The organism is Rhizobium sp. CRRU65 (genome assembly GCF_048551595.1).
Taxonomy (GTDB): Bacteria; Pseudomonadota; Alphaproteobacteria; order Rhizobiales; family Rhizobiaceae; genus Rhizobium; species Rhizobium leguminosarum_J.
Window position 1 is genome coordinate 447,621 of sequence record NZ_JBLYZH010000002.1, and the last position, 26,319, is coordinate 473,939.

Consider the following 26,319-nt stretch of genomic DNA (forward strand, 5'->3'; position numbering starts at 1 on the left):
TGCTGGTGCTAGGCCCCCTCCGCATTCACACTGCAAAGCTATTCCTCGGCGCTCTAAAAAGCAAGCTTCGCCGCCTCCAAGTGAATTGGAGCAGTCCCGGCAGATTGGAAGCCCATCGGTAGTAGGAAAGACTATTGAAATCAGGAAATTATCATGCGGCCGGAATTGGATACGTCATCCCCGGCGCAGTTTCCTTAACCTCCAAACGTATAGTTGCCGATCGAGGCCGGTTTCATCTCGATGGAGAAGCCCGGCAGGGTGGGCGGCATGTAGGCGGCGTTCTCGATCAGGCAGGGATCGAGGAAGTGTTCGTGCAGGTGATCGACATATTCGATGACGCGACCTTCCTTGGTGCCCGACACCGCGACGTAATCGATCATTGACAGATGCTGCACATATTCGCAGAGCCCGACGCCGCCGGCATGCGGCCAGACCGGCAGGTCGAACTTGGCGGCGATCAACAGCACGGAGAGAACTTCGTTCAGTCCGCCCATGCGGCAGGAATCGATCTGCACGATGTCGATCGCACCCTCGGCGATGAACTGCTTGAACATGATGCGGTTCTGGCACATCTCGCCGGTCGCGACCTTCACCGGGCCGATCGCCTGGCGGATCTTGCGGTGGCCGGCGACATCGTCGGGGCTTGTGGGTTCCTCGATGAAGAACGGTTTGGCGAAGGAAAGAGCTTTGACCCAGTCGATCGCCTGGCCGACATCCCACACCTGGTTGGCGTCGATCATCAGGTAGCGGTCGGGGCCGATCACCTCGCGGGCAATCCTGAGACGGCGGATATCGTCTTCCAGATCGCGGCCGACCTTCATCTTGATATGGTTGAAGCCGGCATCGATTGCCTCCTGGCAGAGGCGGCGCAGTTTTTCGTCGCCGTATCCAAGCCAGCCGGCCGAGGTCGTGTAGCAGGAGTAGCCCTCTTTTTCGAGGATGGCGATGCGTTCCGCCTTGCCCGCCTCGGCACGCTTCAGGATCTCGACCGCCTCGTCGCGCGTCAGAACGTCAGTGAGATAGCGGTAATCGACGATATCGGCGATCTCTTCCGGCGACATCTCGGCGACGAGGCGCCAGACGGGCTTGCCGGCCTGTTTGGCGAGCAGATCCCAGACGGCATTGACGACCGCGCCGGTCGCCAGATGAATGGCGCCCTTCTCCGGCCCGATCCAGCGCAGCTGGCTATCGCTGGTCAGATGCCGCCAGAAGGTGCCGGGATGGGCGAGAACTTCGGCGAGGTCGGCGCCGACGACGAGGTGGCGCATCGCTTCTATCGCCATGCAGCAAATGTCGTTGCCGCGGCCGATGGTAAAGGTCAGGCCATGGCCGGCAAGGCCGGGCGCGTCCGTATCGAGAATGACGTAGGCCGCCGAATAATCCGGATCGGGATTCATCGCATCCGATCCATCCAGGCTTTGCGACGTGGGAAAGCGGAGATCGAAGACGCGAAGGTCGGTGATGCGGGTCATGATGTTTCTCCCGATTGGTAGGCCGACCACATGGGGTCGGCTGCTGGGGCCGGACCGGCCGACGGGACCGCCGGCCGCATCGTCGGCTGAAATCAGATCGTCCAGCCGCCGTCGATGGCGATCGCCTGGCCCGACGTGTAGGTCGCGCCGGCGAGATAGACGGCGAGATCGGCAATCTCTTCCGGCGAGCCGAGCCGGCCCATCGGCTGGCGGGCGATGAAGGCGGCACGCGCCGCGTCGTAATCGCCCTGCGCCCGCATGCGGTCCTGCAGCGACGGGCTTTCCACCGTGCCGGGGCAGATGGCGTTGCAGCGGATGCCCTGACCGACATAATCGGCGGCAACGGCTTTGGTGAGCCCGATCACCGCCGCCTTGGTGACACCATAGGCGAATCGGTTCGGCACGCCCTTGATGCTGGAGGCGACGGAGGCCATGTTGATGATTGCCCCGTCCTTGCGCTCGATCATGCCGGGCAGCACGGCGCGGATGGTGCGGATCATCGCCTTGACGTTGAGGTCGAAGGCGAATTCGAGATCGGAATCCTTCATTTCCAGGATCGAGCCGGCATGGACGAAGCCGGCGCAGTTGAAGAGCACGTCAACGGCTCCGATCTCGGCGACGAGAGCCTTGACCGCATCGGCATCGAGCACGTTCAGCTTATGGGTGGAAACACCGGTCTCCGCGGCAAGCGTCGTTAAGGCCTCCGTGTTGATGTCGGTCGCGTGGACCTTGGCGCCGATCGCGGCAAAGGCTGCCGCCGTCGCCCGGCCGATGCCCTGGCCGGCGGCGGTGATGAGAACGGTCTTGTCGGAAAGTCTGTTTGTCATATCACGGGCCTTTTCTGAAATGGTCTAAGCTGGACGATGGAATGCGGTTCATGTCTTGGCGAAGCTCGGTCGTGATGGCGTCTTGTCCATCGTCGTCCACCATTCGCCCTCTTTGCGCGTTTCAAGCGGGTTCTGGCAAGGCATCCAGGCCGCCATTGCGTGGGCCTGGCTTCGGATGCGCGGGGCTCTCTGTATTAAATGGAGGACTTGCCACTGTTGCAAAGGCAGATCAGCGCCGGATCCCGCTGACCGGCTGAATGCGGAGGCTTGACGACGGCAACCGTCGCCGGCTCCAGGGCCGATGGCCATTCCCATGCGTTGCATGGTCGTTCCTCCCTGTCCTCGGCATGTTCTTCAGTGATGATTTGTCTGTTTATAGACAAACAAACGATTGGCCAAGGGTCAAGTGCGAAGTTTTGCTTTTCCGGCTGCGGTTCTGCGTATATGCAGACTGATATTCACAGGAGGAAGCAATGGAGACTGACGAGTCCGACCGCTACCGCGCTCCTGCCCTCGACAAGGGCCTCGATATCCTGGAATTGCTCGCCGGCGTCGACAGCGGCCTCACCCAGGCCGACATCGCCAAGCGGCTCGACCGCAGCCCCAACGAATTCTACCGCATGCTCGATCGCTTGGTGCGCCGCGGTTACGTCACCCGGCTGGATGGCGACCGCTACTCGCTGACGCTGAAGCTCTTCGGCCTTGCGCAGCTGCACGCTCCGGTGCGCCGGCTCGCCTCCTATGCCACGCCGCTGATGCGCGATCTCGCCCAGCGCACGCGCCAGGCCAATCATCTCGCCGTCTTCGATCGGGGTGCTGCCGTCGTCATCGCCCAACAGGAGGCGCCGGACTATTGGGGGTTTTCGATCCGCATCGGCGCCCATATCAGCCTCTTCGACACCGGGTCGGGGCATGTGCTGCTCGCCTTCCGCAGCGAGGAGGAGCGGGAGATGATGATCTTAGAACATGTGCGCAGTCGTGCGGAGGTCGAACTTGGGCCAGAATTCTACGATCGTCTCGACCAGATCCGCGAGCGCGGCTACGAGATGATGGCGAGCGCCCAGACATCTGGCGTCTACAATCTTTCAGCTCCCGTTCTCGGACCGGACCACCGCTCCATCGCCGCCCTCACCTGCCCCTTCATCGCGCTCGTCAACGCGCCGTCGGCTCCCGATATCACCCAGGCGATCACGCTGGTGCAGAAGACCGCTGCCCAGCTTTCGCTGCTTGCCGGCGCCAGTGTCGTCAATTCCGGCTGACGGGTGGCATCGGCGCGAAGCGGGAATTTCTATTTGAACAATCCATTCACCAGGGATAGGTTGCGGCAAAGCCACGCCCTGAGGAGAGACGCGTGTTCATCGACACCCATCTGCATATCATCGATCGGTCGGCGCTGCCCTATCCCTGGCTCTCCGGCGCGCCTGATCTCGATCATGATTTCCTCTACGAGACCTATGCGACGGAGGCGAGGCGCTGCGGCATCACCACGGTGTTGCACATGGAGGTCGATGTCGATCCCACTGCGATGCAGACCGAGACCGATCACGTCGCCAAGATCGCCAAAAAGGAAGGCAGTCTGATTGCCGGCGCCATCGTCTCCTGCCGGCCGGAAGCGGAAGGCTTTGCCGCCTATCTCGAGCGGCAAAAGGCCGATCCCTTCGTCAAGGGGTTTCGCCGCGTGCTGCATGTCGTGCCCGATAATGTCTCCGAAGGCGCCCTGTTTCGCGAAAACATCAGGCGTATCGGCGGCAGCGGCCTGACTTTCGACCTCTGCACATTGCCGCATCAGGCGAGCCGTGTGACCGCCCTCGCCGATCTTGCGCCCGACGTACAGTTCGTTCTCGACCATTGCGGCGTGCCGGATATCCGCTCGGACGCCTTTGAGCCCTGGAAGGCCGGGATATCAGAGATTGCCCGGCGGCCGAATGTCATCTGCAAGGTCTCCGGCGTCGTCGCCTATGCCGATGCGAAGACCTGGACGGCAGAAACGCTGCAGCCCTATATCGAACATGTGATCGCGAGTTTCGGCTGGGACCGCGTCGTCTGGGGCAGCGACTGGCCGGTCTGTACGCTCGGCGGCGGCCTCTCGACCTGGGTTGCGGCGACCCATGCCATGCTTTCCGGCGTGAGCGAGACGGAGCGCTCGAAGTTGCTTTTCGCCAATGCACAGCGCCTTTGGTCGCTCTGACGTCACAAAATAAAGCGACCGGTCTCCTGGGCGTGTCATTTTGGCATGTTTTTTGTACCATTCCGGGACAAAAAGGGCCAGATATTCGGGCTTAACGCTATCTACATGCAAGCAATTGCTAGCCTTAATTATCTCGGCTAAAAGTTGTTGACACGGATATGGCGAATAACCCCCTGTCCGCTGCCTTCAGAAGGGAAATAAGATGAAAGAAGAACCGCATTCCGTCGATGTTCACGTCGGAAAGACGATCCGCATCCAGCGTCTGTTGAGGAAAGTTTCTCAGACGGAACTGGGCGATCGTGTTGGCGTAACGTTCCAGCAGATCCAGAAATACGAAAAGGGCTCCAACCGCGTTTCCGCCAGCATGCTGGTCGAAATCGCCGGCGCGCTGAAGGTTGATGTCAGGACGTTCTTCGACGACCTGTCGACCCCTGATAATGCCAACGACAACTCCGCTCCCAGCGAGGAATTCGTTATTTCGCGCGAAGGCGTCCTTCTCAACGCGGCGTTCTTTTCGATCAAGAACGAAGCGCTTCGCAAGAAGATTCTGAAGCTCGTCCAGGCGATTGCCAACACCGAACAGCTGGACACCGAAGCGGCCGAATAGACCGGTTGTCCTTCACGCGAACCCAACGGACCGCATGAGGATCAACAAGGATCTATGAGGATCGATAGCGATTGATCGGGATCAATGGCGATCGATCAGGATTAGATTCTCGCTGGCATCCTTCATTGCGATTTTGGCTTTGCTGCCGACCAGCTTCTCGAGATTGACGTCAAGCTCCCTGTCGGGATCTATGCCGTCCCAATCGATGACGACCTGCAGCAGCGCCATGTTCGTCAGGTGCATCAGATTGCGCAGCTGAAGCTTTTCAGCCTCCTCCTTGGCTGCCGACAGCAGCCGGAAGATCCTTGCGTATTCGCTGCCGGTAGCTTCGTTGTGTTGTTCAAACATCGTTCCCGCCCTCTTTGGTCGTGGAACCCTACGATTCCATCATTACTGCATCTTCCGCCGCGACCGTTATTCAAGCGTTACAGGAACCGCATTGCGCGTGACTTCGGCGTGCAGGAGTTCCCAGTGCGAGGTCGCGGCAAAGCGCCAGTCACGGTTGATAGGGCGGAATTTGTCCAGGCACAGCCATTCCAGCACCAATAACGCGTCGCCCCGCTTGCGCTCGACGCGGTTCCCCCGGATGGCGGCGAGGATGTGGTCGCGGCGCGGCTTGCGGAAATGGCACTCGTCGGCCACCTTCGCATAGGTGCGCTCGGAGAAATGCAGGAAACGGCCGGCAAGCAGGAGTTTCTTGCGCTCGGCGAGCGAAATTTCGCCAACGGCGTGAAGCGCATCGATGGTCGGCTCGAAATCGACCCAGGGTACGGAAAGCGGCAGCCAGCCGAGCTCCTGCGGCGCATGCACAAGCGCGACGGCCTCGTCGTCGAGCAGCCGCCCTGACTCGTAATCTTCGAAGATCGAGCCGAGCCCGACCATGCCGAAGGGGGCGCATTCGGCTGCCCGCAGCGCGCCCATGCTGGCGCCGCCGGCAACGGCGACATCATGTTCGAGTGCGTAAAGTATTTCCTTGTGCCAGACCGAGGGCAGATCGCCGAAATAGCCGTCGACGAGACCGATCGCGGTGGCGCCGTCCTGAACGGCCTTCAGGATGTCGCCGGCAGCCGCCGGCGGCCGGAAATCGATGCGGGAGGACATGGCTCTTGCTGCGGCAAGATCGCTGCCAAGGCTCGGGCCGACGAACAGCACCTTCATGATTCGGCTCCTCTCATGGTGTTGACGGCGCGCAGGCCGAGCTGGATATATTGGCCTGAGATATCGACCTCCAGTCCCGGCACGATCACCCTGACGACGGAGACCGGCAGGGCCGGGTGCGGAAACGGCACGACGACGATCTGCTCGATGCCGGTTGCCGCCAGCCGGTCGGCAATATGGCCGATGGTGTCCTGGATCGTCGCCGGGCGGCGATCGCGGGCGTGGAACGAGCGCATCCGGCCGTCGCCCTCGCACAGTTCGACCACCTGCTGCATCGCCGCACTCCTGTCGAGCCGCTGATAGATGCGCGGCGAGAAATCGTCGCGGCTGCCGGCAATCGCGGTCAGCCGGCTCTGCGCCGCTTCGGTGATGGCGCGCAACGCGGCGCGCACCGGATCGGGGTGGCAGCCGCAGCCACCGCAGACATGCGACCAGCGCGCGTCGACACGGTCTGAAATGTTGCCTGGCATGATGACGGCCAGAAAAGCGGGAACGCCGATATCCGTCGTCATGTCGAGCAGCAGCAGTTTCATGCCGGCACGGGTGATCCGGTCGGTCATGACATCTATGACCGCATCGCCGAAGGAGGCGGGGTTGATGCGGCTCTCCTTCAGGCGCTCGGGCGACTTCAGCTGGGTCAGGGCCCAGGCGTCGCGCTCCACCAGCTCGCAAAGCCCATGCAGGACCGCTTCGGACGGGGTGTTGCCGGAGGCGAGCCCATCGCTCGACTGCTCGAAGCCGGGCGGCCTCTCGCCGCGATGGTCGAGACCGACGAGCCACCAGGGCACGAAGACGCTGCTGCCCGAAAGAATATCGAGCCCGGAACACCAGGGGATGGGAGCTCGTCCGATTTCGTCGGGAGCGCAGCGTGCGACATTGTCGAGATCGATCATCGCGGCATGCTCCGCCCGCATGTTCTCGATCGTTGCCTGCGTCATGTCGGTGGGGGCAATTTCGGCGATCCGCGTCTCGACCGCCTCCATCGCCGCCGAGGCCATGGCGGCATCGTTGTCGATACCCTTGCCCTGAAAGACCGAGAGCGTATGGCTGTTCGGCCTCGTTGCGAAGGCGACGGGGATGTTCAAAACGTCGAGTGCAGTCAGGAGGCCGACGCGCGTAATGCCGAATTCGCGCAGATGCGGCCTGATGGCCGCCAAGGTCTGCGCCGGCGTGACGGCGCGGTCATGGTAGTCGCTGACGCCGGCCGATGATCGTTTGAGGTCACCGGCAAGCGTTTCAAGGTCGGTGAAAGCAGACATACCGATCTGTTCCTTAGCGGAACCTCAGCGCATGCGTCAGGCTCTCGAGCGCATTGGCGGAAACGTTGAGCTCGTCCTGCTTCATGGCTGCCTTGGCGGCTGCAGAGAAGCGCAGTGACTGTGTCTGAGCTGCGGTGGTGTCAGCATTCGTCTTCATGTTTCATCTCCGATTGGTTAGACAGCGCCTTGCTGCCGTTAACCATCGGAGGGAAACATTGCCTGCGTCATTTAAGCGTTACAGGCTTCGTTAAAAGGCGGTGCATCAGGGAAGTCCGGCAAGTTGCAGGCCTTGTATGAGCGGTTCCGTATAGGCGGGATCGCGATCGGGGACGAAATGACGGATGTCCTCACTGCGGAAATCGGGGAAGTTTTCCAGTACCACCCTGGCGTAGTTCCTGGCCTTGCCCGTCTCGCCCGCCATGGCATGCGAGGCAGCGAGCAGGCGGGCTGTCGCCTGCTTCGTCTTCACCGGTTCCAGCGCCTCGATCGCCATTTCATACTCTTCGCGCATGAAGTGGATGCCGCCGAGGTTCCAGTAATAATAGTCCGGCGGCAGCGGATTGAGTTTGAAGGCAGCGCGGCTGAGCTCCAGCGCTCGATCGAAATCGCCATCATGGGAAAGCGCGTCGGCATAGTCGGCGAGGATGTCGGCATCGTTGGGATTGAGATCCTGGGCCTGCTGAAAATATTCCAGGCTTTCGTCGAAACGACGGCGATAAAGCGCCACGAAGCCGAGCTCGCGGTAAGCCCGGCCGCTGTTCGGGTCGGACTGCTGCGCCTGCCGGGCAGCGCCGTTCGCCTCGTCGAGCAGTTCCTTGTCGCGCATGCCGCGGATCAGCCATTCCATGCCGAGCGCGCGCGACATGCCGGCATGGGCGGCAGAGAAATGTTCATAACGATTGAGCGAGGATTTGAACCATTTGCGTGCCTGGCGCAGATGCTGCAGGTCGGTGTGGGCGATCAGCCGCTTGCCTTCCAGGTAGAGACGGTAGGCTGACGGCGGCGCGTCGCCGATCGGCATCGCCAGTTCGTGACGCTCGATCGTGTCGGCGAGCGAGGAGACGATCCGCCGCGTCAGATGCGCGAAGGATTCGCTGATCTTCTGCATGACCAGCGGCAGTTCGACGGCCCAGATCACCTCCGACGTCGTCGTCCGCGTCAGACGGCAAGTGGCATAGACATCCTCGTCGCGGCCCTGGATGGTGACGTAGACCGCATAGTCGAAGCGCAGGTCGAGCGGACCGGGCACAGCACGCGACGGATCGATCGAACGGCTGAGGATCTCCAGGCTGGTATGCGCCGCGATCACCTTGAAGCCCCGCTGCTGGCTGAGGCCGATGGTGACGTCTTCAAGAAGCGCCCTGCCGACGCGCTCCATCAGCGGATCGGTGAAGATGCTTTCCGGCGGCAGGATGATGATGCGCGGTTGGCCGACCGAATTGATGGACAGATCAGGCGCCGGCTGGGCTGACGTCGCGTGTGCCGCCGGCACCAGGTTGAGCTCGCGGGCAAGAGCGGTGGTGCTTTCTTCCGGCTCGGTGTCGAAGTCGTCCTTCAGCTGGCTTTTGCACTTCAGATAGGCCTGACGCGCCGCTGCCGGATCGTTCATCCGGACATAGGTGCGCATCAAGGCGCGATAGGCCGTCTCGCTGGCAGGGTCGAGTTCCAGCAGGCGCCTGGCGAGCGTGACCTGCTCGTCATCCGATCTGTCTTCCGATGTCTCGATCAGCCGGGTGAGATGGGCGGAGCGCAATTCGTCGACACGCTGGCGCTCAAAGGTCAGCCAGTCCTCGGCGCCCTGCGTCGGCGATTTGACGCCGTCGAGAAATTCGCCGTTCAGCAGGCCGCCGTCTTCGGGTGCGAGTGGCCCTTTCTGTTTCAGGATATGAACGTCGACCTCCCAGCCATCGGCAAGGCCGATATGGGTTCGGGTCGCGGCAAGCAGCGGTGGAAGGCCGGCGGGAATGCTCAGTTCGATGCGCGCCAACAGCTGGCGCAGGCTGCCCGCCCGTTTTTCCGGCAGCTCCGATTGCCAGAGCTGCCGCCTGACGGTTTCGCGGTCGAGTTCGACATCGGGTTCGGCGGCGAGCATGGCGAGGAGAAAATACGACTTCTCCGGCAAGGGGAGCTCCCTCCCCGCCGCCAGCAATCGCGGTCTTCCGAGCAGGCATAGCCTGTTCGTCAGCATCTGCCGGATGTCCGTTGCATCTCGGTTCTCACCCCTGAAAGCCAAGGCGCGCAAGCGCACCGGCCAATCAAAAACATGTTAGAGCCATAAGAGCCAGACGCATAGCGGTTTTGCTTTAAAAAGAAGAAGTTTCATCGAATATTTGCATATTCTCGCGCCACACGGGGGGAAATGCTTTGCCAACACTTCCGTGAGGATGCGGGTTGCATCCTGTGGGGCAGGTTATTTGCGGCGTAAGCCTGAGTGCCCGTCCGGGTATGGGTTGAGTGATCGGGTCGATGGGGGTTCCAAGAAAGTGTCTTAGGCCTGATTGGAAGCGCCTTCTGCGGACGACCTGGCCCGGCAACCAAGTGGCTTTTGGCGGTCTAGCCTTCTCTGTTCGTCCATCCCGACGCGTTAGGATCAGTCGCGAACAAGCTTGTCTATGTAGGCCTGCAGCGAGGTCGATCCTCGAATAGCATCCTCGGGATATTCGGGACCATCGACGGTGAGAGCCGTCATCCTTGCATATGAGTGAGCCGCCGCGTCGGAAAAGCCCAAACCTCGGTATGCGTCTTCCCAGTTTTCGCGCGGGATCACGTCGACGCGAACGGCCCGGCCAAGGGTGGCAGCGAAGGCTGCGGCGACATCGTTGGGGGAGTACCGTTGCGGCCCCTCGACGGGGTATATGCCGATCCGTTCGATCGGCTCCTGCAGGAGCCGCGCCGCCACGCTTCCCAGATCCTCCGGCGCGACCATTGGGAGCTTGAGGTCTGCAGGGAGCATGGTCGCTAGCACCCCGTCCCTCGTGACGGCCCCCAGCATCGTACCCCAGTTACTGAAGTAGTAGGCTGCGCGGATGACACTGGCAGGAACCGGCTGGTTCCTCAGGCCGACTTCCAGTTCGTAAAGGACGTTGAGATCGCCGCTTTTCTCGCCTGGCTGCGCGCCCATGGTTGATTGCGCCACCACCTTCTCCAGCCCAGATCCTTCGATCGCCTCGAGCATGCAGCGCACGGTCTCGCGTTCCTCCCGATCCGTATCGCTCGATATGTCAGCGCTCGGGTTCAGGAGGAAGGCCCGCTTCCCACGACGGAACACCTCACGCAGCGACGTCACGTCGTGGACGTCGACGACGGCGACCTCCGCGCCCCGCTGTCGCCATGCGCCGGCCTTGTCAGAATTTCGAGTAACGATCGTGACGGCTTCGCCTTCGTCGAGCAGCGTCTGCGCCACGGCGGAGCCGACGTGGCCCGTCCCGCCAACAACGATGTACATTTGCCATGTCTCCAGCAGTGATGTGGCGCATAACCCCTCGTCCTTTCAAAGGTTCCCTTTCGTTGCAGAGGCGGTTCAGCGACGCGGAGCGCTTCTTCGCCTGGATCAGCCAAAGCCGCCGGCTGAGGAAAGACCGGAAGCGACCAACTCCGCCAAGGCCTTGGCTTTACGCCGCATCCATCATGGACCCTCGTCATGCATTTGCCCGAGCTTCCTGAATTGTCGGACGGACACTGAGGGTCACAGCACCTGTGCAATCCGTTTCGGGCTAACCTCCGTTGCCGTCGCGGCCTCGACGAAATCGAGCCCGATATCCAGCACCGGGGCGCTGTGCGTCAGCCAGCCGACCGAAATGAGATCGACACCGGAAGCCGCGATTGCGGCGGCCGTTGTCGGCGTGACGCGGCCGGATGCCTCGGTGATCGCCCGGCCGGCGACGATGGCGACAGCCTCGCGCAGCTCATTAGGCGTCATATTGTCGAGCAGCACGGCGTCGACGCCGGTCTCCATCGCTTCACGCAGCTGATCGAGCGTGTCCACTTCGACCTCGATCTTCACCATATGGCCGACGCCTGCCCGCGCCCGGCGGATCGCCTCCGTGATCCCACCGGCGATGGCGACGTGATTATCCTTGATCAGCACCGCGTCATAAAGCGCGAAACGATGGTTCATGCCACCGCCGGCCCGCACCGCATATTTCTCCAGTGCCCTCAGGCCGGGCGTCGTCTTGCGCGTGCAGGCAACTGATGCCTTGGTGCCGCGGATGGCGGCGGCGATCCCTGCCGTCACTGTGGCGATGCCAGAGAGGTGACCGAGGAAATTCAGCGCGGTGCGCTCGGCGCTCAGCAGGCCACGCGAGGGGCCTTCGATGGTGGCGATCACATCGCCAGGCTTGACCGCGTCGCCATCTTGATGATGGCGGCGCATGACGATCTCGGGATCGACGAGGGAAAAGGCGAGTTCGGCGGCATCGAGACCGGCGATCACGCCCGGCTGACGCGCCGCCATCACCACCGTCGAACGGTGATCGTGGGGGATGACGGAGGCCGAGGTGATATCGCCCGCAAGACCCAGATCTTCGAGCAAAGCTGCCCGCACCAAAGGCTCGACGATCAGGCGCGGAAGGGGAACGAGGCTCATCTCAGGCACTCCTTGCAAGGGCATAGGGCGGCGTCGCGCGGGCGATCTCCAGAACGTCGGAAAGGCACATCTGGCGCCGGTTGGCATTGGCGAGCTTCAGCGGAAAATCGGTGCGGGCATGGGCGCCGCGCGATTCCATCCGCAGGCTGGCAAAGACGGCGATCAGCAGCGCGACGATGGCCGGATCGGCGGCCGGGCCGCTGCCTTCGGCAAGCGGCAGCAGGGCGGCGATGGCGCCATGAATGGCACCGGCATTGCGTAGCACGCCAAGATGGCGCGAGACGATCGGCCGGACGAGCGATGCATCGGCCAGCGCCGGCAGTCTCTCGGCGAAGATCGCGCTGGCGGGACTTGCGGGCACGCCTGATATGTCGCGCGCCGCCCGCATGCCCATGACAGCCGCTTCCAGCAGCGAGTTGCTGGCAAGCCGGTTTGCCCCGTGCAGACCGGTCGAGGCCGACTCTCCGGCGACCCAGAGGCCGGGAACCGAGCTGCGGCCATTTGCATCCGTGGCAACCCCGCCCATGTGATAGTGAACGGCCGGGCGCACAGGAATGGGGTCTTTCGCCGGATCGATGCCGGCCTCGCCGCAAAGGGTCGAGATGACAGGAAAGCGCGTGGCAAATCGGCTGCCGAGAGCATCGCGGGCATCGAGAAAGACCCGCCCGCCGCGGGCGATTTCGGCGCTGATCGCCCGCGCCACCACGTCGCGCGGCGCAAGTTCGGCACCTGGAATGCGGGCCATGAACCGTTCGCCTCGTTCGTTGACGAGCAAAGCCCCCTCCCCGCGCACCGCCTCGCTGATCAGCGCCAGCGGCCGGCGGCGCGAATCGAGTGCGGTTGGATGGAACTGGACGAACTCCATATCGGCGAGCGCGGCACCGGCCCTTGCTGCAAGCGCGATCCCCTGGCCGAAATTGCCGATCGGATTGGTGGTCGCGTCGTAAAGCCCGCCGATGCCGCCGGTGGCGAGCACCACCCTTGACGTCGGCAGAATGGCGGCGCCATTCGCGGTCGCGCAGAGCAGGCCGGCGACCTTTTCGCCGTCCATCAACATCCGCCGCGCCTCGAAACCTTCGAGCACGGATATAGCCGGTGTTTTCATCACTGCATTGATCAGCGCGCCGATGATCGCCGCACCCGAGCCGTCACCTTCGGCATGGACGATGCGGCGGCGATTATGGGCCGCCTCCAGCCCCAGCGAAAGTTCGCCGGCGGCATTCCGGTCGAAGCGGACGCCGGCTTTTTCCAGCGCGGCGATCGCCGCCGGCGCCTCGGCAATGATGCTAGCGGCAATGCCCGGATCGCAGAGCCCGTCGCCGGCCGCAAGCGTATCGGCAAGATGCAGTGCCGCGCTATCGTCGGCGCCCATGCTGGCGGCGATGCCGCCCTGCGCCCAGGCACTCGAGGTCTCCGCGCCAAGGGCCGCGCGAGTGACGATCACGGAAGGTTCAGGCGCGAGGGTCAGCGCGGTCATCAATCCCGCAAGCCCACTGCCGACGATCACCGTGCGTCCTGATAGCTGCTCGAGAAGCTCGGTCATATCGCCAGCATCCTCTCGACGGCGCGGCGCGCGGCCGCCGCAATTGCCGGATCGACGGTGACCTCGTGGCGGTTTTCCTCGAGTGCGGCGCGGATATTGGCCAGCGTGATGCGCTTCATATGCGGGCAGAGATTGCAGGGTCGAATAAATTCGACGTCGGGATGGTGCACGGCGACATTGTCGCTCATCGAGCATTCGGTGAGCAGCACGACGCGCGCCGGCTTCTGCCGGCCGACATAGTCCGACATCACGGCGGTGGAGCCGGCGAAATCGGCTTCGGCCACCACCTCGGGCGGGCATTCGGGATGGGCGAGCACGATGACGCCCGGATGGTTTTCGCGCAGCTGGCGCACGTCCTCGGCGGTGAAGAGTTCGTGCACCTCGCAATGGCCATGCCAGGCGATGATCTCGACATCGGTCTCGCGGGCGACGTTGCGCGCCAGATATTCGTCCGGGATCATCAGCACCTTCGGTACGCCGAGCGATTCCACCACCTGCTTGGCATTGCCCGAGGTGCAGCAGATGTCGGAGGCAGCCTTCACCGCGGCCGAGGTGTTGACATAGGTGACGATGGGCACGCCGGGATGGGCCTGGCGCAGCAGCGCGATATCTTCGGGCGTGATCGAATCCGCCAGCGAACAGCCGGCGCCGAGATCCGGGATCAGCACGGTTTTCTCCGGGTTCAGCAGCTTGGCGGTCTCGGCCATGAAATGCACGCCGGCAAGCACGATGACATCGGCGTCGACCTCGATCGCCTTGCGGGCAAGCGCCAGGCTGTCGCCGACGATATCGGCCACGCCGTGGAAGATTTCCGGTGTCTGATAGTTGTGCGCGAGAATGACGGCGTTGCGGCGACGCTTGAGCTCGAGGATCGCGTCGACGTCATTTTCGAACGTCATCCATTCGGCTTTAGGAATGACACGGCTGACGCGCTCGTAGAGCGAAGATGCGGAAACAGGATAATTCATGACCGGCTCCTAATTATGCTCTCTTTGAGCATATCTTAGGCCAAGAGATATTCTCACGGTGAGCATATGTCAATTGCGGGAGAGCGGTAATTTCGTTCCTGCCAGCGCCCGTTCTTCGAGCACGGTGTGGCGAAAGCGGAAGAGCTTGGCCGGCCGGCCACCGGTTTCGCTTTCGGTTCCGCCGGTTTCCTCGACCAGTTCCTGCTGTTCGATGAGGCGGCGAAAATTCTGCTTGTGCAGCGTCAGCCCCGCCAAGGCTTCGATGGTGCGCTGCAGCCTCAGCAACGTAAAGCTTTCCGGCATCAGCTCGAAGACGACGGGGCGGTATTTGATCTTGGCGCGCAACCGGGCGATTCCGGTTGCGAGAATACGGCGGTGATCGGCAAACATCGCGCGGCCGAGATTGGCCTCCGCCCCGCATCCGGCTTCCGAGACGAGCCCCGCCTCGTAAAGCAGTTCATAGCGCTGCAGGGCCAGATCCTCGTTCCAGCCGCCACCGTCGAGGCCGAAGGTGAAATCCGCCCTGCGATGGCGATGGTCGCGCCTTGCCGGATCGGCATCTGCCCAGCTCCTCAGACGCGCCATAATCTCGTCGAGCACGGGTGGCCGGCCCTGCCGGTGGTCTTCCCAGGGGAAATATTCGTACCAGCCGTGCCATCCCGGCCGGCCGGCGCCCGACTGCTCGTTGACGAGGCCGAGATAGCTGATCGAGATCGTCCGTCCGCCTGGGATGTCGTTGTTCCGGTCACGGTCGGCGAAGGTATAGAGCTGTTCGAGGTAGCCGACGGGATGTTCCGTCTGCTCCTGCACCCATTCGCGCAGGCCCGATTGCAGGGTTCGATGCCCCATTTCGAAAGGTCCCGACGGCAGCGCGTTGCCGGAGCGGATGGTCATCACGCGCGGTTCGTCCCCCGTCACCGCGACGAGCACCGCAATCAATTCCGCATGCGCAAAGCCGATCGTCACAGGGGACCGAATACTCCGTTCCGAATGAATCGAACGGATAATTCCTGACACAGGCCGGGACGGAAGCCAATGGAGAGGGAGCACCTTTGCGGCGCTTCCCACATCATCGAGGCAAGAGAGCTCGTTTGCCCTCAGCTCTTGCCCGTCTCGCTTTTCAACCGCTGCAGGAAGATCTCCAGTTCAGCGTCGTCGATACCGACGAGATGGCGCTTTTCCGGATAGGCGCCGGTTCTGACGTCTTCGGCAAATTCCGTGAAGGCGGCGATGCGCTCGCGCTGCAACCGGTCGTGTTCGGCGGCGAAGTCGCGATAGATCTTGGCATGACGCGGATAGTGGTCGCGATTGGCGCCGAGCACGTCGTCGGCGAAGAGATATTGGGCGTCGCAACCGCTGCCTGCCCCCATGGAGATCATCAGCATCGAGGTGTTGGGGCTGATGGCGGCAGCGACATCCCCTGGGACGACTTCGATTTCGGCGGCGAAGGCGCCGGCCTCTTCCAGCGCCTTGGTCTGCCGCCAGATCTCGGCCGCACTCGCTGCCGTCTTGCCGACGGCGCGGAAGCCGCCGGTCCAGGTGGCCTTCGAAGGGATCAGCCCGAGATGGCCGCAGACGGGGATACCTTCATCACGCATGCGCCGGATCGTCTGCAGGCTTGCAGCGCAATAGACCGCATCACCACCTGCCTTCAGCGCCGCGAAGGCCGCACGCAGATAGTCCTCGGCCGAAACATGGTCGCCATATTCGAGCCCCGGAATGGCAAAGAGAGTGGGGGCGGCTTCGCGAAAGACCGGCCCGAGCAGCGAGGGCGGCACCGAGACGATGTCGATCCCCGCTTTTTCGGCGGCGTCCGCCTCCTCCAGCGAGGTGACGCGCAGCATGGTGAGCTGGCGCTTGCCTTTTTCCGCAAGCAGATCTGCAACGGTCGCGCGTCTATGTTTTTTCATCATCAATTCCTTTGAAAATATCGGGTGAAAATATCGGGTGAAAATATCGGGCGGCTCAGGCGGCCAGCAGGGATTTCAGCTTGATGTCGCTGGCTGCGAGTGCTGCCGGGTTCGGATGGGCGTGCGCTGCGATCAGCATTTCGGCGAGCCGGATGTCGCGTGCCACCGCATTGCCCGTTCCGATGCCGCTTGCGGCGATCAATCGTCCGTCGGCGTCGAGATGGAAAAGAATGAAGGCGCCTGCGCCGAGGTCGCGGCGCTGATGCGTGGCAGCCCCTTCGGCAAGGCCTGATATTTGCAGCGTCATGTCGTACTGATCCGACCAGAACCACGGCACCGCCGAAACGGCCTGGTTAAGGCCGAGCATGTTGGCCGCGGCCAATGTGCCCTGCTCCTGGGCATTGCGCCAGGATTCGAGCCGCACCCGCCGGCCGCCATAGATCGACAGCGGAAAGGAGCAGCAGTCGCCGGCCGCAAAGATATCGGGTGCGGAGGTCTGGAGATGGATATCGACGGCAATACCATTGTCGATTGCGAGGCCTGCCTTTTCGGCGATCTCGACATTCGGCCGTGCACCGATGCCGACAAGGACGAGATCGGCTTCGATCACCTCGCCGGTCGACAATCGGATCAGGGCTTTTCCACTTTCCTCGGTCAGCGCTTCGATGGAGACGCCGCAGCGGATATCGACGCCTTCAGCGCGATGGCGCGCGGTGATGAGATGGGCGATCTCCTCCGGCACGCCGCGCTTCAGCACGCGTTCCAGCCCCTCGATGACGGTGACCTCGGCGCCAAGCAGCCGCGCCGTGGCCGCAAGTTCCAGCCCAATAAACCCGCCGCCGATGATGGCGATATGCCGTCCCGGCTGCATCGCATACCGCAGCGCTGCCGCATCGTGATGCGTCCTCAGCGCGCGAATATGCCGGCTGCCTTCCGGCGCGCCGGGGAGCGAACGCGCGGCCGCACCCGTCGCAAGCAGAAGCCTGTCGTAGGAGAGCACGGTACCGTCCGAAAGCGTGACGGTCCTGGATGAGGTGTCGAGATCTCTTGCCTCGAGGCCGGTCAGCAGCCGGATGCCGTTTTCGATATATTTTTCCGCCGCGGCGATAAATTTCGGATCACTTGCATCGGTGGAGCCGGCCTTCGAAAGTGGCGGCCGTTCATAGGGCGGAAGCGGCTCGGCCCCAACCAGCGTTATCTCGCCGGCAAAACCCATTTCCCGCAAGGCGAAGGCGGCGCGCGCACCGCATTCGCCGGCGCCCAGGATGACGTAATGAACCACGCCAACCTCCCTCAGAGCGAGATGAAGACGGCACCGTCTTCGATCTTGACAGGATAAGTCTTCAGATTGACGCAGACCGGCGCGCCCTTGGCTTCGCCCGTCTTGTAGTTGAAGCGGCCGTTATGCTTTGGACATTCGATGATCTCATCCATGACAAGCCCGTCGGCGAGATGGATATGTTCATGCGTGCAGAGCCCGTCGGTGGCGAAGAATTCGTCGTCCGGGCTGCGGTAGACCGCGAAGGTGCGCCCGTCGTGATCGAAGCGGATGACATCTTCTTCGTCGATCTCGTCCTTGTCGCAGACCTGAATCCAGTTTCCGCTCATCTTGTCCTCCCTGAATTGTAATTATTGCGCGGCCGGGGCCAGCTCGTTGTGGAATTCCTCGCGATAGGGCCGCGCGGTGGCCGGCAGTTCGCGCTTCAGGAAATAATCCTCATTGCGCAGCTGGCGCAGGAAAGCCGGGATCATCTCGATATAGCCGGACCAGATCGATGGGTTCGGCGCCGGCAGGTCGTGCTTGATCATTGCGTGCAGCTTCGGCAGCGCGTGATAGGGCACCATCGGAAACATGTGGTGTTCGACGTGGTAGTTCATGTTCCAGTAGATGAAGCGGCTGATCGGGTTCATATGGACCGTGCGGCTGTTCAGGCGATGGTCGGTCACATTGTCGGCAAGGCCGCCATGCTGGAGCAGTCCGGTCAGCACATGGTGCCAGGCGCCGTAGAGGCGAGGCAGGCCGATCAGCATCAGCGGCAGGATCGAACCCATGGCGATCGCGGCTGCGGTCGTGACGAGATAGATCGCAAGCCAGATGCGGGCGATGCGGATTGCCTTTGGCTGCTCCATCTCCGGGATGAAGGTCTTTTCCGCCGCGCTGACGCCGCCGAAGGCATTGCGCAGCATATCGACGATCGCATGCCAGGCGTCGAGGATGCCGAAGAAATTAAGCACCAGCCGGAAGAGATCAGGCGGCCGCATCACGGCGATCTCGGGATCGCGGCCGACGATCACCGTATCGGTATGATGGCGCGCATGGCTCCAGCGCCAGGTCACCGGGTTGCGCATGATCATGAAGCAGGCGATCTGGTAGACGACATCGTTCATCCAGCGCGTCTTGAAGGCGGTGCCATGGCCGCATTCGTGCCAGCGGCTGTCGGAGGCCGAGCCGTAGAGCACGCCGTAGGCGAGGAAGAAGGGCAGCGCGATCCACGAGCCCCAGAAATAGATGCCGAGCCCGGCAAAGGTTGCCATGGCGCCGAGCCAGATGATCGTGTCGCGGATCGCCGGCGCATCGGAGCGCTGCATCAGCGCCTTCATCTCCTTGCGCGCAATGTCGGTGTGATACCATTCGGCTGCCGCCAGCCCCGTTTCGACCGCGGTGCGGCCGCTTTCGCCGAGAAGGTCGTAGTCGCGCTTCTTTGTCTGGGTCGCCATTATCCGCCTCCCGTTGCCCTTGCCTGGGAGAATAGGTTGACTTTGGAAAGCGCTCAATGCAGGCTTGATATAATCTATCAAAAGCTATCATGAATGACTTGCATTCATGATTGAATCCATCAGGAACGCAGATGCGCCGTCCCACCATATCCGATCTTGCCCGCGCCTCCGGCGTCAGCGTCGCCACCGTCGACCGGGTTCTCAACGCCCGCCACCGGGTGCGTGAGGAAACGGCGCGACGGGTCTATGATGCGGCACAGTCGATCGGCTATCACGCTGTCGGGCTGATCAAGCAGCGCGTCTTCGAGGATCTGCCGCAATACAAGCTCGCCTTCCTGCTGCAGAAGCCGATGCAGCCCTTCTATCAGAGCTTCGTGCGTGAGATCGAAACAGCAGCGCGCGCTCTGACGTCCGCGCGCATCCAGACGCAGATCGACTTTCCGTCGGCCGCGACACCGGCAGCGATCGTCGAAAAGATCAAGACGCTCGGCGCTCGCAACCAGGCCGTTGCTCTGGTCGGCCCGGATTATCCCGCGGTGACGACGGCGGTCGAGGAGCTGAAGGAGCGTGGCATTCCGGTGTTCTCGTTACTCTCCGACCTCGCCACCGGCGTGCGCGACGCCTATGTCGGCGTCAACAACCGCAAGGTCGGGCGCACCGCCGCCTGGACGATTGCGCGCACGGCACACAAGCCCGGCAAGGTCGCCTGTTTCGTCGGCAGCCACCGCTTTCACGGCCATGAGCTCAGAGAAATCGGCTTCCGTTCCTATTTTCGCGAGAATGCGCCGGAGTTCGATGTCGTCGATACGCTGATCAATCTCGAGACGGCCGAGATCACCCATGAGGCGACGCTGACGCTGCTGCAGAAATATCCCGATCTCGTTGGCCTCTATGTCTGTGGCGGCGGTATGGAGGGGGCAATTTCGGCATTCCGCGAAGAAAGTGTCGGCGGCAGGATCGTCTTGGTGGTGAACGAGCTGACGCCCGACAGCAAAGCCGGCCTTGCCGACGATGTCGTCGCCATGGCGATCGGCACTCCCCTGCCCGCCCTCTGCAAGGAGCTGATGGTGCTGATGACGGGCGCCATCGAAAACGGCGAAACGGCTGTTCCCGGACAGCTCTTCCTACCGTTCGAAATTCATATTTCCGAGAACATCTGACGCGTGATGGAATTCCATCATTCCGGTCGATATTCTCTCAGCAATGAAAGCGGGTGCTGGGGATGACAGATGGATTGCGACGCGAATTCGGATAGAGATTCGCTGACCCATTCACGAGGACTGCTCCGCCTAGATGCGGAGATCAGGAGGAGATACCGATCATGACGTCGATCCGTTTTGCGCTCAACCATATGGCCGCGCCGTCGCTTGCCATCGACGATTTCTTCGCGCTGGCCCGATCGCTCGGCATCGATGCCGTCGAGATCCGTAACGACCTTTCCGGCAATGCCATCCTCGACGGCACCAACCCCGGAGTGATCAGGCAAGCGGCTGCCCGCCATGGCGTGACGATCATTTCGATCAACGCCCTGCAGCGCTTCAACGAGTGGAACGCGGCCCGGGCCGCCGAAGCGCAGGAGCTGATCGATTATGCCAGCGCTTCCGGCGCCAAGGCGCTTGTCCTCGTTCCGAAGAACGACGGCACCGGCTGCGCCGATGGCGAACGGCAGGTCAATCTGCGTCAGTCTCTGGTTGCATTGAAGCCGATGCTGGAGAAAGCCGGCATTATCGGTCTCGTCGAGCCGCTCGGTTTCGAGATTTGCTCGCTACGCTCGAAGACCGAGGCGGCCGAGGCCATCAGGGAACTCGGTGCGCAATCGACCTTCAGGCTCGTCCACGACACCTTCCACCATCATCTTGCCGGCGAAGCGGCGACCTTCCCCGAGCTTGCTGGCCTCGTACACATCTCCGGCGTCGACGATCCTTCCATTGCTGTTGCCGATATGCGCGATTCCCACCGTGTCCTGGTCGACGCCGACGACCTACTCGACAATGCCGGGCAGGTCAGGGCCCTGTTGCAGGCGGGCTATAACGGCCCGTTCTCCTTCGAGCCCTTCGCGGCGGAGGTGCATGCGCTGAAGGACCCGGCCGGCGCGCTGCGCGCCAGCATGGATTATCTCAGCGCGCGGGTTTGAGATCTGGCCAAAGCGTCGGCTGATACCGCCATTGGTGTTGGGGCGGCGCGCAGGACGATTGCCACGAGAGGCCGCGCTGGCCGCGGCCTCTCGCTCGAAGCTACTGCCTGCCTCTGAACCGGCGCTGATAGGCCGGATCATAAAGTGAGCTCTCGCGAAAATCCTCGGCCGCAAGCGAAGGGCCGACGAAGATGATCGCCGTGCGTTCGATCGGCTCGGCCGCAATCTTTACCTCGATATCGGCGAGTGTGCCGCGCAGGATGCGCTCGTCGGGCCAGGAGGCCTTGACGACGATCGCGACCGGGCAGTCGACGCCGTAAAGCGGCGTCAACTCTTCGACCACTTGCTTCAGTGCGTGGATGGCCAGATGGATCGCCAGCGTGGCGCCCGTCGCGCCGAACTTTGCCAGTGTCTCGTCGTTCGGCATCGGTGACGCACGGCCGGAAACGCGGGTCAGCACCAGGCTTTGGGCCACGGCCGGGATCGTCAGTTCGCGCCCGAGCGACGAGGCTGCGGCGGCAAAGGCCGGAACGCCTGGCGTCATGGTATAGTCGATGCCGTGTTTTTGCAGCCGGCGCACCTGTTCGGCGACCGCGCTCCAGACCGAGAGATCGCCGGAATGCAGCCGGGCGACATCCTGGCCGGCTCCAGCGGCGCGAAGATATTCTGCCTCGATTTCGTCGAGCGACATCGGCGCCGTATCGACGATGCGGGCGTCCGGCGGACAATATTGCAGCAGTTCGGGCGAGACGATCGAGCCGGCATAAAGGCAGACCGGGCATCGGGCGATGAGATCGCGGCCACGCACCGTGATCAGATCCGCAGCACCTGGTCCCGCGCCGATGAAATGCACCGTCATCTCGTCATCCTTTCGTCCAGCGCCACTGCGTCACCGGCATCGCCGGCCGCCAGCCGCTCATGCCGCCGACGGGCTGGGCGCGCGATATTTCGATCCGCGTGAGGAAACCGCCGCGCTTGCCATGTTCGGCGAGCAGGACCGCCTCCATCTCCAGCGTCACGGCATTGGCAACGAGCCGCCCTCCCCGCTTCAGCGCGGCAATCGCAGTATCGACAACACCCGGCTCGCTACCGCCGCCGCCGAGGAAGATCACATCCGGCGCCGAGAGGCCCCTAAGCGCATCGGGCGCAGCACCTTCGACGACGGCAAGATGCGGCACGCCGAAGGCGGATGCGTTGCGTGCGATACGTGCAGCCCGTTCCGGCGACTGCTCGACGGCGATCGCCTTCAGTGACGGATCGGCCAGCATCCATTCGATACCGATTGATCCCGAGCCCGCGCCGATATCCCAGAGCAGTTCGCCATGACGCGGCGCGAGCGCCGAAAGCGTCATCGCCCGGATTTCGCGTTTGGTGATCTGTCCGTCATGCTCGAACAGCTCATCTTCGAGCCCGGCGGCAAACGGCAGGATGCGAGCCCCCTCCCCTGCCGCAACATCGACGGCGCAGACATTCAGAGGATCGACGTCCAGCAGGTCGAAATCCGCGGCCAGGACGCTTCTCTGCCGTTCCCGAGCGCCGCCAAGCGCCTCGAGCACGGTAAGTTGCGACTGACCGAAGCCAGCAGCAGTCAGCAGCGCAGCCAGATCGCCGGGCCCCTTCTCGTCCGAGGTCAGCGCGACGATGCGCCGTCCGGAGTGCAGGTGCGGCCGGATCAGATCGATCGGCCGTCCATGCAGCGAGATCGTTGCAACCTCCTGCAGCGGCCAGCCAAGGCGGGAGGCGGCAAGGCTGAAGGCCGAGGGTGCGGGAATGCTGCGCATCTCTTCCGCCGCCACATGGCGGGAGAGCGTTGCGCCGACACCATAGAGGAAGGGATCGCCAGAGGCGAGCACGACAACAGGCGTGCCACGCCTTTCGAGGATGGCGTCGACCGAGCGCTCGAACGGGCTCTGCCAGGAAAGCCTTTCGCCTGTGATCAGCGAGGCAGCAAGTGCGTGGTGGCGCACGCCACCGAAGACGGCGGGCGCGGTGGCGATCAGCCTCTTCGCCTCCTCGCCCAGCCCTTCTGGACCATCTTCGCCGATGCCGATAATAGTCAGCCAGCGCTGGCCGGACGCAGGAGCAACATCAGACATGGGAAGACCCCGCATCTTGATCCTTGGCGGCACCAGCGAGGCGCGGCTGCTGGCCGAGGCGCTGGCGGCGCGTGATGATTGCGATGTTTTGTTGTCGCTTGCCGGCCGCACCGAAAAACCGGCCGTGCAGCCTGTTCCGGTCCGCATCGGCGGTTTCGGCGGCGCTGTCGCACTTGCCGATTTCCTGAAGGCCGGCGGATATGACCTGTTGATCGACGCCACGCACCCCTTCGCCGAGCGCATTTCGGCCAATGCCGCTTTTGCGGCCGAGACCACTGGCGTTGCTGCCATCGCTCTGCGCCGTCCCGAATGGCAACGCGTGGCCGGCGATCGCTGGCGGGACGTGCAGAGCATTCCGGCTGCCATCGAAGCGCTCGGCCCCTCCCCCCGCCATGTCTTTCTGGCGACGGGCCGGCAGGGTGCCCATCACGCGGAAGCCGCACCGCAACATCACTATCTCGTCCGCAGTGTCGATCCCGTCGAACCGGCGCTTGCGCTTGATAATGTCCAGTACATCCTCGATCGTGGTCCGTTCGCGCTGGACGGTGAGCGCGCTCTGCTGAGACAGCACGACATCGACATCATCATTGCCAAGAATAGCGGCGGTGCCGCGACCTATGCGAAGATCGAGGCAGCCCGCCTGCTCGGTATCGAGGTGATGATGGTGGCGCGCGCCCCGGCCTCGATCGTCAAGGCGGTCGACACTGTCGAGACGGCGCTGGCAGCGATCGATCACCTGTTTCCCCCCGCCATGAACCGCGGCGTATAGACGAGGTCCAGCCGGCCTGGCCGTGTGACAATGCGCGTCTCGGCCGAGCCGATGATGATGCAGGTCGCCATATCGGCAATCGACGCATCTGCCTGCGCCAGCTGCTGGACGGCGATGCGTTCGTCCGGCCGCCCGGCCGCCCGCCCGAAAATAACCGGTGTTGCTGCAGGCAGATGGTCACGCAACAGCTTGAAGGCTTCGCCGAGCTGCCAGGGCCGTGCCCGGCTGATCGGATTGTAAAGCGCGATGACAAAACCTGCCTTTGCCGCCAATGCAAGACGGTTTTCTATTATATTCCAAGGCTTTAGATTGTCAGACAGCGATATGGCGCAGAAATCGTGGCCAAGCGGTGCGCCGGCTCTTGCCGCCACTGCCAGCATCGCCGTGATGCCTGGCAGGATGACGAGATCGACCGCGCGCCAGGCGGCCGGCCCGTTCTCGATTGCTTCGCAGACCGCGGCCGCCATGGCGAAGACGCCGGGGTCGCCGCCGGAGACGACGCAGACCTTGGCGCCATCGGCTGCCATGGCGAGGGCCGCCCCTGCCCTGTCGAGCTCCTCGCGATTGTCCGAGGCATGCCGCAGCTGATCGTGGCGGAGCTGCAGCCTGTCGAGATAAGGTCCGTAGCCGAAGAAATCCGTCGCCGCATCGACAGCAGCCAGCGCTTCCGGCGTCATCTGCTCGGGGTTGCCGGGACCGGTGCCGATCACGAAAAGCCTGCCGCTCATCGGCTGCCCTCCCAGCCCGGCACCAGCACGAGCGAAAAATACGGCGCGTCGCCGTCGGTCCTGTCGGCAAGCTTTTCCATCGCCGCATTCGCCATGGTGCCGCGCTCGACATAGACGGCCTCCGCAAGCCGCCCGGCCGCCGCCAGCGCCCGGCGGATCTTCGGCAGGTTGCGGCCGACCTTCATGATGACGGCGGCCTGCGTATCGGCAAGACGGCGCGTCAGCTCGGTCTCGGCCATCGTACCGGGCAGTACGGAAAGTACGTCGTCGCCTTGAACGATCGGCATGCCGGCCAGCGACCAGCAGCCCGACATGGCGCTGATACCCGGGATCACTTCCGTCGGGTAGCGTGTGGAAAGCCTGACATGCAGGTGCATATAGGAGCCGTAGAAGAGCGGATCGCCTTCGCTGAGAACGGCGACGGTCAGCCCGGCATCGAGATGCCCGGCAACGGCTTTGGCAGACTGGTCGTAGAATTGGGTGATCAGGCTCTGATAGCGTTCGTCGTTCTTGTCGATTTCGGTCGTCACCGGATAAAAGAGCGGTAGCAGCGTCACCCCGGATTTCAGCAGCGGTTCGACGATCGCCTTGCCGTTGCCACCCCTGCCCTGCTTGGCGAAATAGGCGATGACATCCGCGCCTTCGATGGCGCGCACGGCCTTGAGGGTGAGGAGCTCCGGATCGCCGGGGCCCGTGCCGACGCCGATCAGACGGCCGCTTGTCGTCATAGACCTGGCCTCGCCAATGCATTGATGGCGGCTGCCGTCATGGCGCTGCCGCCGAGCCGGCCGCCGACGATGGCAAAGGGGACGCCGTAGGAATTTTCCGCCAATGCATCCTTCGATTCCGCCGCGCCGACGAAGCCGACAGGCATGCCGAGGATCGCTGCGGGTTTCGGGGCGCCGTCGCGCAGGAGTTCGAGCAGATGGAAGAGCGCCGTCGGTGCATTGCCGATCGCAACAACGCTGCCGCCCAGCCGATCGAGCCAGAGATGCATGGCGGCAGCCGAGCGCGTATTGCCGGTCTCGCGTGCAAGCTCGGGTGTCGCCGGATCGCGCAGCGTGCAGATCACCTCGTTCTGCGCCGGCAGCCGCGCCCGGGTCACACCCTGGGATACCATTTCGGCGTCGCAGAAGATCGGCGCACCACCCTTCAGCGCATCGCGTGCTGCGCTGACGAAATCGGCGGAGAACAGGAAATGCGCCGCCGCCTCGACCAGCCCGCAGGCATGGATCATGCGCACGGCGATTTCGGCTTGATCGTCAGTGAAGCGCGAAAGATCGGCCTCGGCACGGATAATGGCAAAGGAACGCTCGTAGATCGCATCGCCGCTGCGGATATAATCGTAGTCTGGCAT

General features: G+C 63.0%; 27 protein-coding genes. 6 read left to right on the forward strand and 21 right to left on the reverse strand.

Annotated features, from left to right (window positions below; translation table 11 throughout):
- Positions 1-194: 194 nt before the first annotated feature.
- Positions 195-1,472, reverse strand: coding sequence for an L-fuconate dehydratase (locus ACM5SV_RS05345; protein ID WP_128439125.1), 1,278 nt, complete (start codon positions 1,470-1,472; stop codon positions 195-197).
- Positions 1,473-1,564: 92 nt separating this feature from the next.
- On the reverse strand, positions 1,565-2,299 hold the full coding sequence (locus tag ACM5SV_RS05350) for an SDR family oxidoreductase (RefSeq protein ID WP_128439124.1): 735 nt from the start codon (positions 2,297-2,299) through the stop codon (positions 1,565-1,567).
- Between the two features lie 473 nt (positions 2,300-2,772).
- Here ACM5SV_RS05350 and ACM5SV_RS05355 point away from each other — a divergent pair, with 473 nt between their 5' ends.
- The 3 genes from ACM5SV_RS05355 (at position 2,773) to ACM5SV_RS05365 (ending at position 5,094) form a co-directional block, all read left to right on the forward strand.
- A complete protein-coding gene (locus tag ACM5SV_RS05355; protein WP_012763608.1) occupies positions 2,773-3,558 on the forward strand; it encodes an IclR family transcriptional regulator in 786 nt (261 codons plus the stop codon).
- 92 nt (positions 3,559-3,650) lie between these two features.
- Positions 3,651-4,487: an amidohydrolase family protein gene (locus ACM5SV_RS05360; protein WP_222017088.1), complete on the forward strand. Its 837-nt coding sequence runs from the start codon at positions 3,651-3,653 to the stop codon at positions 4,485-4,487.
- 202 nt (positions 4,488-4,689) lie between these two features.
- Complete coding sequence (locus ACM5SV_RS05365; RefSeq protein WP_128439122.1) at positions 4,690-5,094, forward strand: helix-turn-helix domain-containing protein; 405 nt, start codon at positions 4,690-4,692, stop codon at positions 5,092-5,094.
- An 81-nt stretch (positions 5,095-5,175) separates the two neighbouring features.
- On the opposite strand, the gene ACM5SV_RS05370 is transcribed toward ACM5SV_RS05365, so the two are convergent.
- From ACM5SV_RS05370 to ACM5SV_RS05435, 14 genes are all read right to left on the reverse strand, one after another.
- On the reverse strand, positions 5,176-5,442 hold the full coding sequence (locus tag ACM5SV_RS05370; RefSeq protein WP_012763605.1) for a hypothetical protein: 267 nt from the start codon (positions 5,440-5,442) through the stop codon (positions 5,176-5,178).
- A gap of 66 nt (positions 5,443-5,508) precedes the next feature.
- The gene (locus tag ACM5SV_RS05375) at positions 5,509-6,252 is read right to left on the reverse strand and encodes a TfuA-like protein (RefSeq protein ID WP_012763604.1); all 744 of its coding nucleotides are present in this window, start codon (positions 6,250-6,252) and stop codon (positions 5,509-5,511) included.
- Positions 6,249-7,511 (reverse strand): YcaO-like family protein, encoded by a 1,263-nt coding sequence (locus ACM5SV_RS05380; protein ID WP_221990807.1) that lies wholly within the window; start codon positions 7,509-7,511, stop codon positions 6,249-6,251. The genes ACM5SV_RS05375 and ACM5SV_RS05380 overlap by 4 nt, the downstream gene beginning before the upstream one ends.
- Before the next feature lie 13 nt (positions 7,512-7,524).
- Entirely contained in the window at positions 7,525-7,668 is a 144-nt protein-coding gene (locus ACM5SV_RS05385) for a hypothetical protein (protein ID WP_012763602.1), read from the reverse strand.
- A gap of 105 nt (positions 7,669-7,773) precedes the next feature.
- A complete protein-coding gene (locus ACM5SV_RS05390) occupies positions 7,774-9,759 on the reverse strand; it encodes a BTAD domain-containing putative transcriptional regulator (protein ID WP_222017086.1) in 1,986 nt (661 codons plus the stop codon).
- Between the two features lie 342 nt (positions 9,760-10,101).
- Entirely contained in the window at positions 10,102-10,956 is an 855-nt protein-coding gene (locus ACM5SV_RS05395) for an NmrA family NAD(P)-binding protein (RefSeq protein ID WP_222017083.1), read from the reverse strand.
- Positions 10,957-11,196: 240 nt separating this feature from the next.
- Positions 11,197-12,120, reverse strand: coding sequence for a carboxylating nicotinate-nucleotide diphosphorylase (nadC, locus tag ACM5SV_RS05400; protein WP_222017081.1), 924 nt, complete (start codon positions 12,118-12,120; stop codon positions 11,197-11,199).
- Entirely contained in the window at positions 12,098-13,639 is a 1,542-nt protein-coding gene (locus ACM5SV_RS05405) for an L-aspartate oxidase (protein WP_222017079.1), read from the reverse strand. The genes nadC and ACM5SV_RS05405 overlap by 23 nt, the downstream gene beginning before the upstream one ends.
- On the reverse strand, positions 13,636-14,607 hold the full coding sequence (gene nadA, locus ACM5SV_RS05410; protein WP_221969710.1) for a quinolinate synthase NadA: 972 nt from the start codon (positions 14,605-14,607) through the stop codon (positions 13,636-13,638). Before nadA ends, ACM5SV_RS05405 begins: the two co-directional genes overlap by 4 nt.
- Positions 14,608-14,676: 69 nt before the next feature.
- Positions 14,677-15,675 (reverse strand): NUDIX hydrolase, encoded by a 999-nt coding sequence (locus ACM5SV_RS05415; protein ID WP_222017077.1) that lies wholly within the window; start codon positions 15,673-15,675, stop codon positions 14,677-14,679.
- A gap of 29 nt (positions 15,676-15,704) precedes the next feature.
- Positions 15,705-16,520 carry a 3-methyl-2-oxobutanoate hydroxymethyltransferase gene (locus ACM5SV_RS05420; protein ID WP_017996863.1) on the reverse strand — a complete coding sequence of 272 codons (816 nt, stop codon included), beginning with the start codon at positions 16,518-16,520 and terminating at the stop codon, positions 15,705-15,707.
- 52 nt (positions 16,521-16,572) lie between these two features.
- Positions 16,573-17,799, reverse strand: coding sequence for an NAD(P)/FAD-dependent oxidoreductase (locus ACM5SV_RS05425; protein WP_222017074.1), 1,227 nt, complete (start codon positions 17,797-17,799; stop codon positions 16,573-16,575).
- 11 nt (positions 17,800-17,810) lie between these two features.
- On the reverse strand, positions 17,811-18,125 hold the full coding sequence (locus ACM5SV_RS05430; protein ID WP_003548266.1) for a MocE family 2Fe-2S type ferredoxin: 315 nt from the start codon (positions 18,123-18,125) through the stop codon (positions 17,811-17,813).
- A 21-nt stretch (positions 18,126-18,146) separates the two neighbouring features.
- Entirely contained in the window at positions 18,147-19,235 is a 1,089-nt protein-coding gene (locus ACM5SV_RS05435) for a fatty acid desaturase family protein (protein ID WP_017996861.1), read from the reverse strand.
- A 131-nt stretch (positions 19,236-19,366) separates the two neighbouring features.
- Here ACM5SV_RS05435 and ACM5SV_RS05440 point away from each other — a divergent pair, with 131 nt between their 5' ends.
- Together ACM5SV_RS05440 and ACM5SV_RS05445 are read left to right on the forward strand one after the other, a co-directional pair.
- Entirely contained in the window at positions 19,367-20,395 is a 1,029-nt protein-coding gene (locus ACM5SV_RS05440; protein WP_017996860.1) for a LacI family DNA-binding transcriptional regulator, read from the forward strand.
- 161 nt (positions 20,396-20,556) lie between these two features.
- On the forward strand, positions 20,557-21,369 hold the full coding sequence (locus tag ACM5SV_RS05445) for a TIM barrel protein (protein ID WP_222017072.1): 813 nt from the start codon (positions 20,557-20,559) through the stop codon (positions 21,367-21,369).
- Positions 21,370-21,469: 100 nt separating this feature from the next.
- Here ACM5SV_RS05445 and cobM read toward each other — a convergent pair whose 3' ends face one another.
- Both cobM and cbiE read right to left on the reverse strand, forming a co-directional pair.
- Complete coding sequence (cobM, locus tag ACM5SV_RS05450; RefSeq protein ID WP_222017070.1) at positions 21,470-22,228, reverse strand: precorrin-4 C(11)-methyltransferase; 759 nt, start codon at positions 22,226-22,228, stop codon at positions 21,470-21,472.
- Positions 22,229-22,232: 4 nt separating this feature from the next.
- Positions 22,233-23,465, reverse strand: a complete 1,233-nt coding sequence (gene cbiE, locus ACM5SV_RS05455) for a precorrin-6y C5,15-methyltransferase (decarboxylating) subunit CbiE (RefSeq protein WP_419425111.1) — start codon at positions 23,463-23,465, stop codon at positions 22,233-22,235.
- On the opposite strand from cbiE, the gene ACM5SV_RS05460 reads away from it, so the two are divergent.
- Positions 23,464-24,234, forward strand: coding sequence for a cobalt-precorrin-6A reductase (locus tag ACM5SV_RS05460; protein WP_419425112.1), 771 nt, complete (start codon positions 23,464-23,466; stop codon positions 24,232-24,234). The genes cbiE and ACM5SV_RS05460 overlap by 2 nt on opposite strands.
- Here ACM5SV_RS05460 and ACM5SV_RS05465 read toward each other — a convergent pair.
- The 3 genes from ACM5SV_RS05465 to ACM5SV_RS05475 are packed head-to-tail and all read right to left on the reverse strand — an operon-like array spanning position 24,198 to position 26,319.
- Positions 24,198-24,962, reverse strand: coding sequence for a precorrin-3B C(17)-methyltransferase (locus ACM5SV_RS05465; RefSeq protein ID WP_128407645.1), 765 nt, complete (start codon positions 24,960-24,962; stop codon positions 24,198-24,200). The genes ACM5SV_RS05460 and ACM5SV_RS05465 overlap by 37 nt on opposite strands.
- Positions 24,959-25,690 carry a precorrin-2 C(20)-methyltransferase gene (locus ACM5SV_RS05470; RefSeq protein WP_128407646.1) on the reverse strand — a complete coding sequence of 244 codons (732 nt, stop codon included), beginning with the start codon at positions 25,688-25,690 and terminating at the stop codon, positions 24,959-24,961. Before ACM5SV_RS05470 ends, ACM5SV_RS05465 begins: the two co-directional genes overlap by 4 nt.
- Positions 25,687-26,319, reverse strand: a complete 633-nt coding sequence (locus ACM5SV_RS05475) for a precorrin-8X methylmutase (RefSeq protein ID WP_222017063.1) — start codon at positions 26,317-26,319, stop codon at positions 25,687-25,689. Before ACM5SV_RS05475 ends, ACM5SV_RS05470 begins: the two co-directional genes overlap by 4 nt.

Coding starts and splice junctions, on each gene's coding strand:
- ACM5SV_RS05355 (WP_012763608.1), top strand. CDS start 2,773: ATGGAGACTGACGAGTCCGACCGCTACCGCGCTCCTGCCCTCGACAAG.
- ACM5SV_RS05350 (WP_128439124.1), bottom strand. CDS start 2,299: ATGACAAACAGACTTTCCGACAAGACCGTTCTCATCACCGCCGCCGGC.
- ACM5SV_RS05465 (WP_128407645.1), bottom strand. CDS start 24,962: ATGAGCGGCAGGCTTTTCGTGATCGGCACCGGTCCCGGCAACCCCGAG.
- ACM5SV_RS05460 (WP_419425112.1), top strand. CDS start 23,464: ATGGGAAGACCCCGCATCTTGATCCTTGGCGGCACCAGCGAGGCGCGG.
- ACM5SV_RS05395 (WP_222017083.1), bottom strand. CDS start 10,956: ATGTACATCGTTGTTGGCGGGACGGGCCACGTCGGCTCCGCCGTGGCG.
- ACM5SV_RS05385 (WP_012763602.1), bottom strand. CDS start 7,668: ATGAAGACGAATGCTGACACCACCGCAGCTCAGACACAGTCACTGCGC.
- ACM5SV_RS05475 (WP_222017063.1), bottom strand. CDS start 26,319: ATGCCAGACTACGATTATATCCGCAGCGGCGATGCGATCTACGAGCGT.
- ACM5SV_RS05370 (WP_012763605.1), bottom strand. CDS start 5,442: ATGTTTGAACAACACAACGAAGCTACCGGCAGCGAATACGCAAGGATC.
- cobM (WP_222017070.1), bottom strand. CDS start 22,228: ATGACGGTGCATTTCATCGGCGCGGGACCAGGTGCTGCGGATCTGATC.
- ACM5SV_RS05420 (WP_017996863.1), bottom strand. CDS start 16,520: ATGATGAAAAAACATAGACGCGCGACCGTTGCAGATCTGCTTGCGGAA.
- ACM5SV_RS05345 (WP_128439125.1), bottom strand. CDS start 1,472: ATGACCCGCATCACCGACCTTCGCGTCTTCGATCTCCGCTTTCCCACG.
- nadC (WP_222017081.1), bottom strand. CDS start 12,120: ATGCCCTTGCAAGGAGTGCCTGAGATGAGCCTCGTTCCCCTTCCGCGC.
- ACM5SV_RS05365 (WP_128439122.1), top strand. CDS start 4,690: ATGAAAGAAGAACCGCATTCCGTCGATGTTCACGTCGGAAAGACGATC.
- ACM5SV_RS05440 (WP_017996860.1), top strand. CDS start 19,367: ATGCGCCGTCCCACCATATCCGATCTTGCCCGCGCCTCCGGCGTCAGC.
- nadA (WP_221969710.1), bottom strand. CDS start 14,607: ATGAATTATCCTGTTTCCGCATCTTCGCTCTACGAGCGCGTCAGCCGT.
- ACM5SV_RS05435 (WP_017996861.1), bottom strand. CDS start 19,235: ATGGCGACCCAGACAAAGAAGCGCGACTACGACCTTCTCGGCGAAAGC.
- ACM5SV_RS05380 (WP_221990807.1), bottom strand. CDS start 7,511: ATGTCTGCTTTCACCGACCTTGAAACGCTTGCCGGTGACCTCAAACGA.
- ACM5SV_RS05430 (WP_003548266.1), bottom strand. CDS start 18,125: ATGAGCGGAAACTGGATTCAGGTCTGCGACAAGGACGAGATCGACGAA.
- cbiE (WP_419425111.1), bottom strand. CDS start 23,465: ATGTCTGATGTTGCTCCTGCGTCCGGCCAGCGCTGGCTGACTATTATC.
- ACM5SV_RS05405 (WP_222017079.1), bottom strand. CDS start 13,639: ATGACCGAGCTTCTCGAGCAGCTATCAGGACGCACGGTGATCGTCGGC.
- ACM5SV_RS05375 (WP_012763604.1), bottom strand. CDS start 6,252: ATGAAGGTGCTGTTCGTCGGCCCGAGCCTTGGCAGCGATCTTGCCGCA.
- ACM5SV_RS05470 (WP_128407646.1), bottom strand. CDS start 25,690: ATGACGACAAGCGGCCGTCTGATCGGCGTCGGCACGGGCCCCGGCGAT.
- ACM5SV_RS05445 (WP_222017072.1), top strand. CDS start 20,557: ATGACGTCGATCCGTTTTGCGCTCAACCATATGGCCGCGCCGTCGCTT.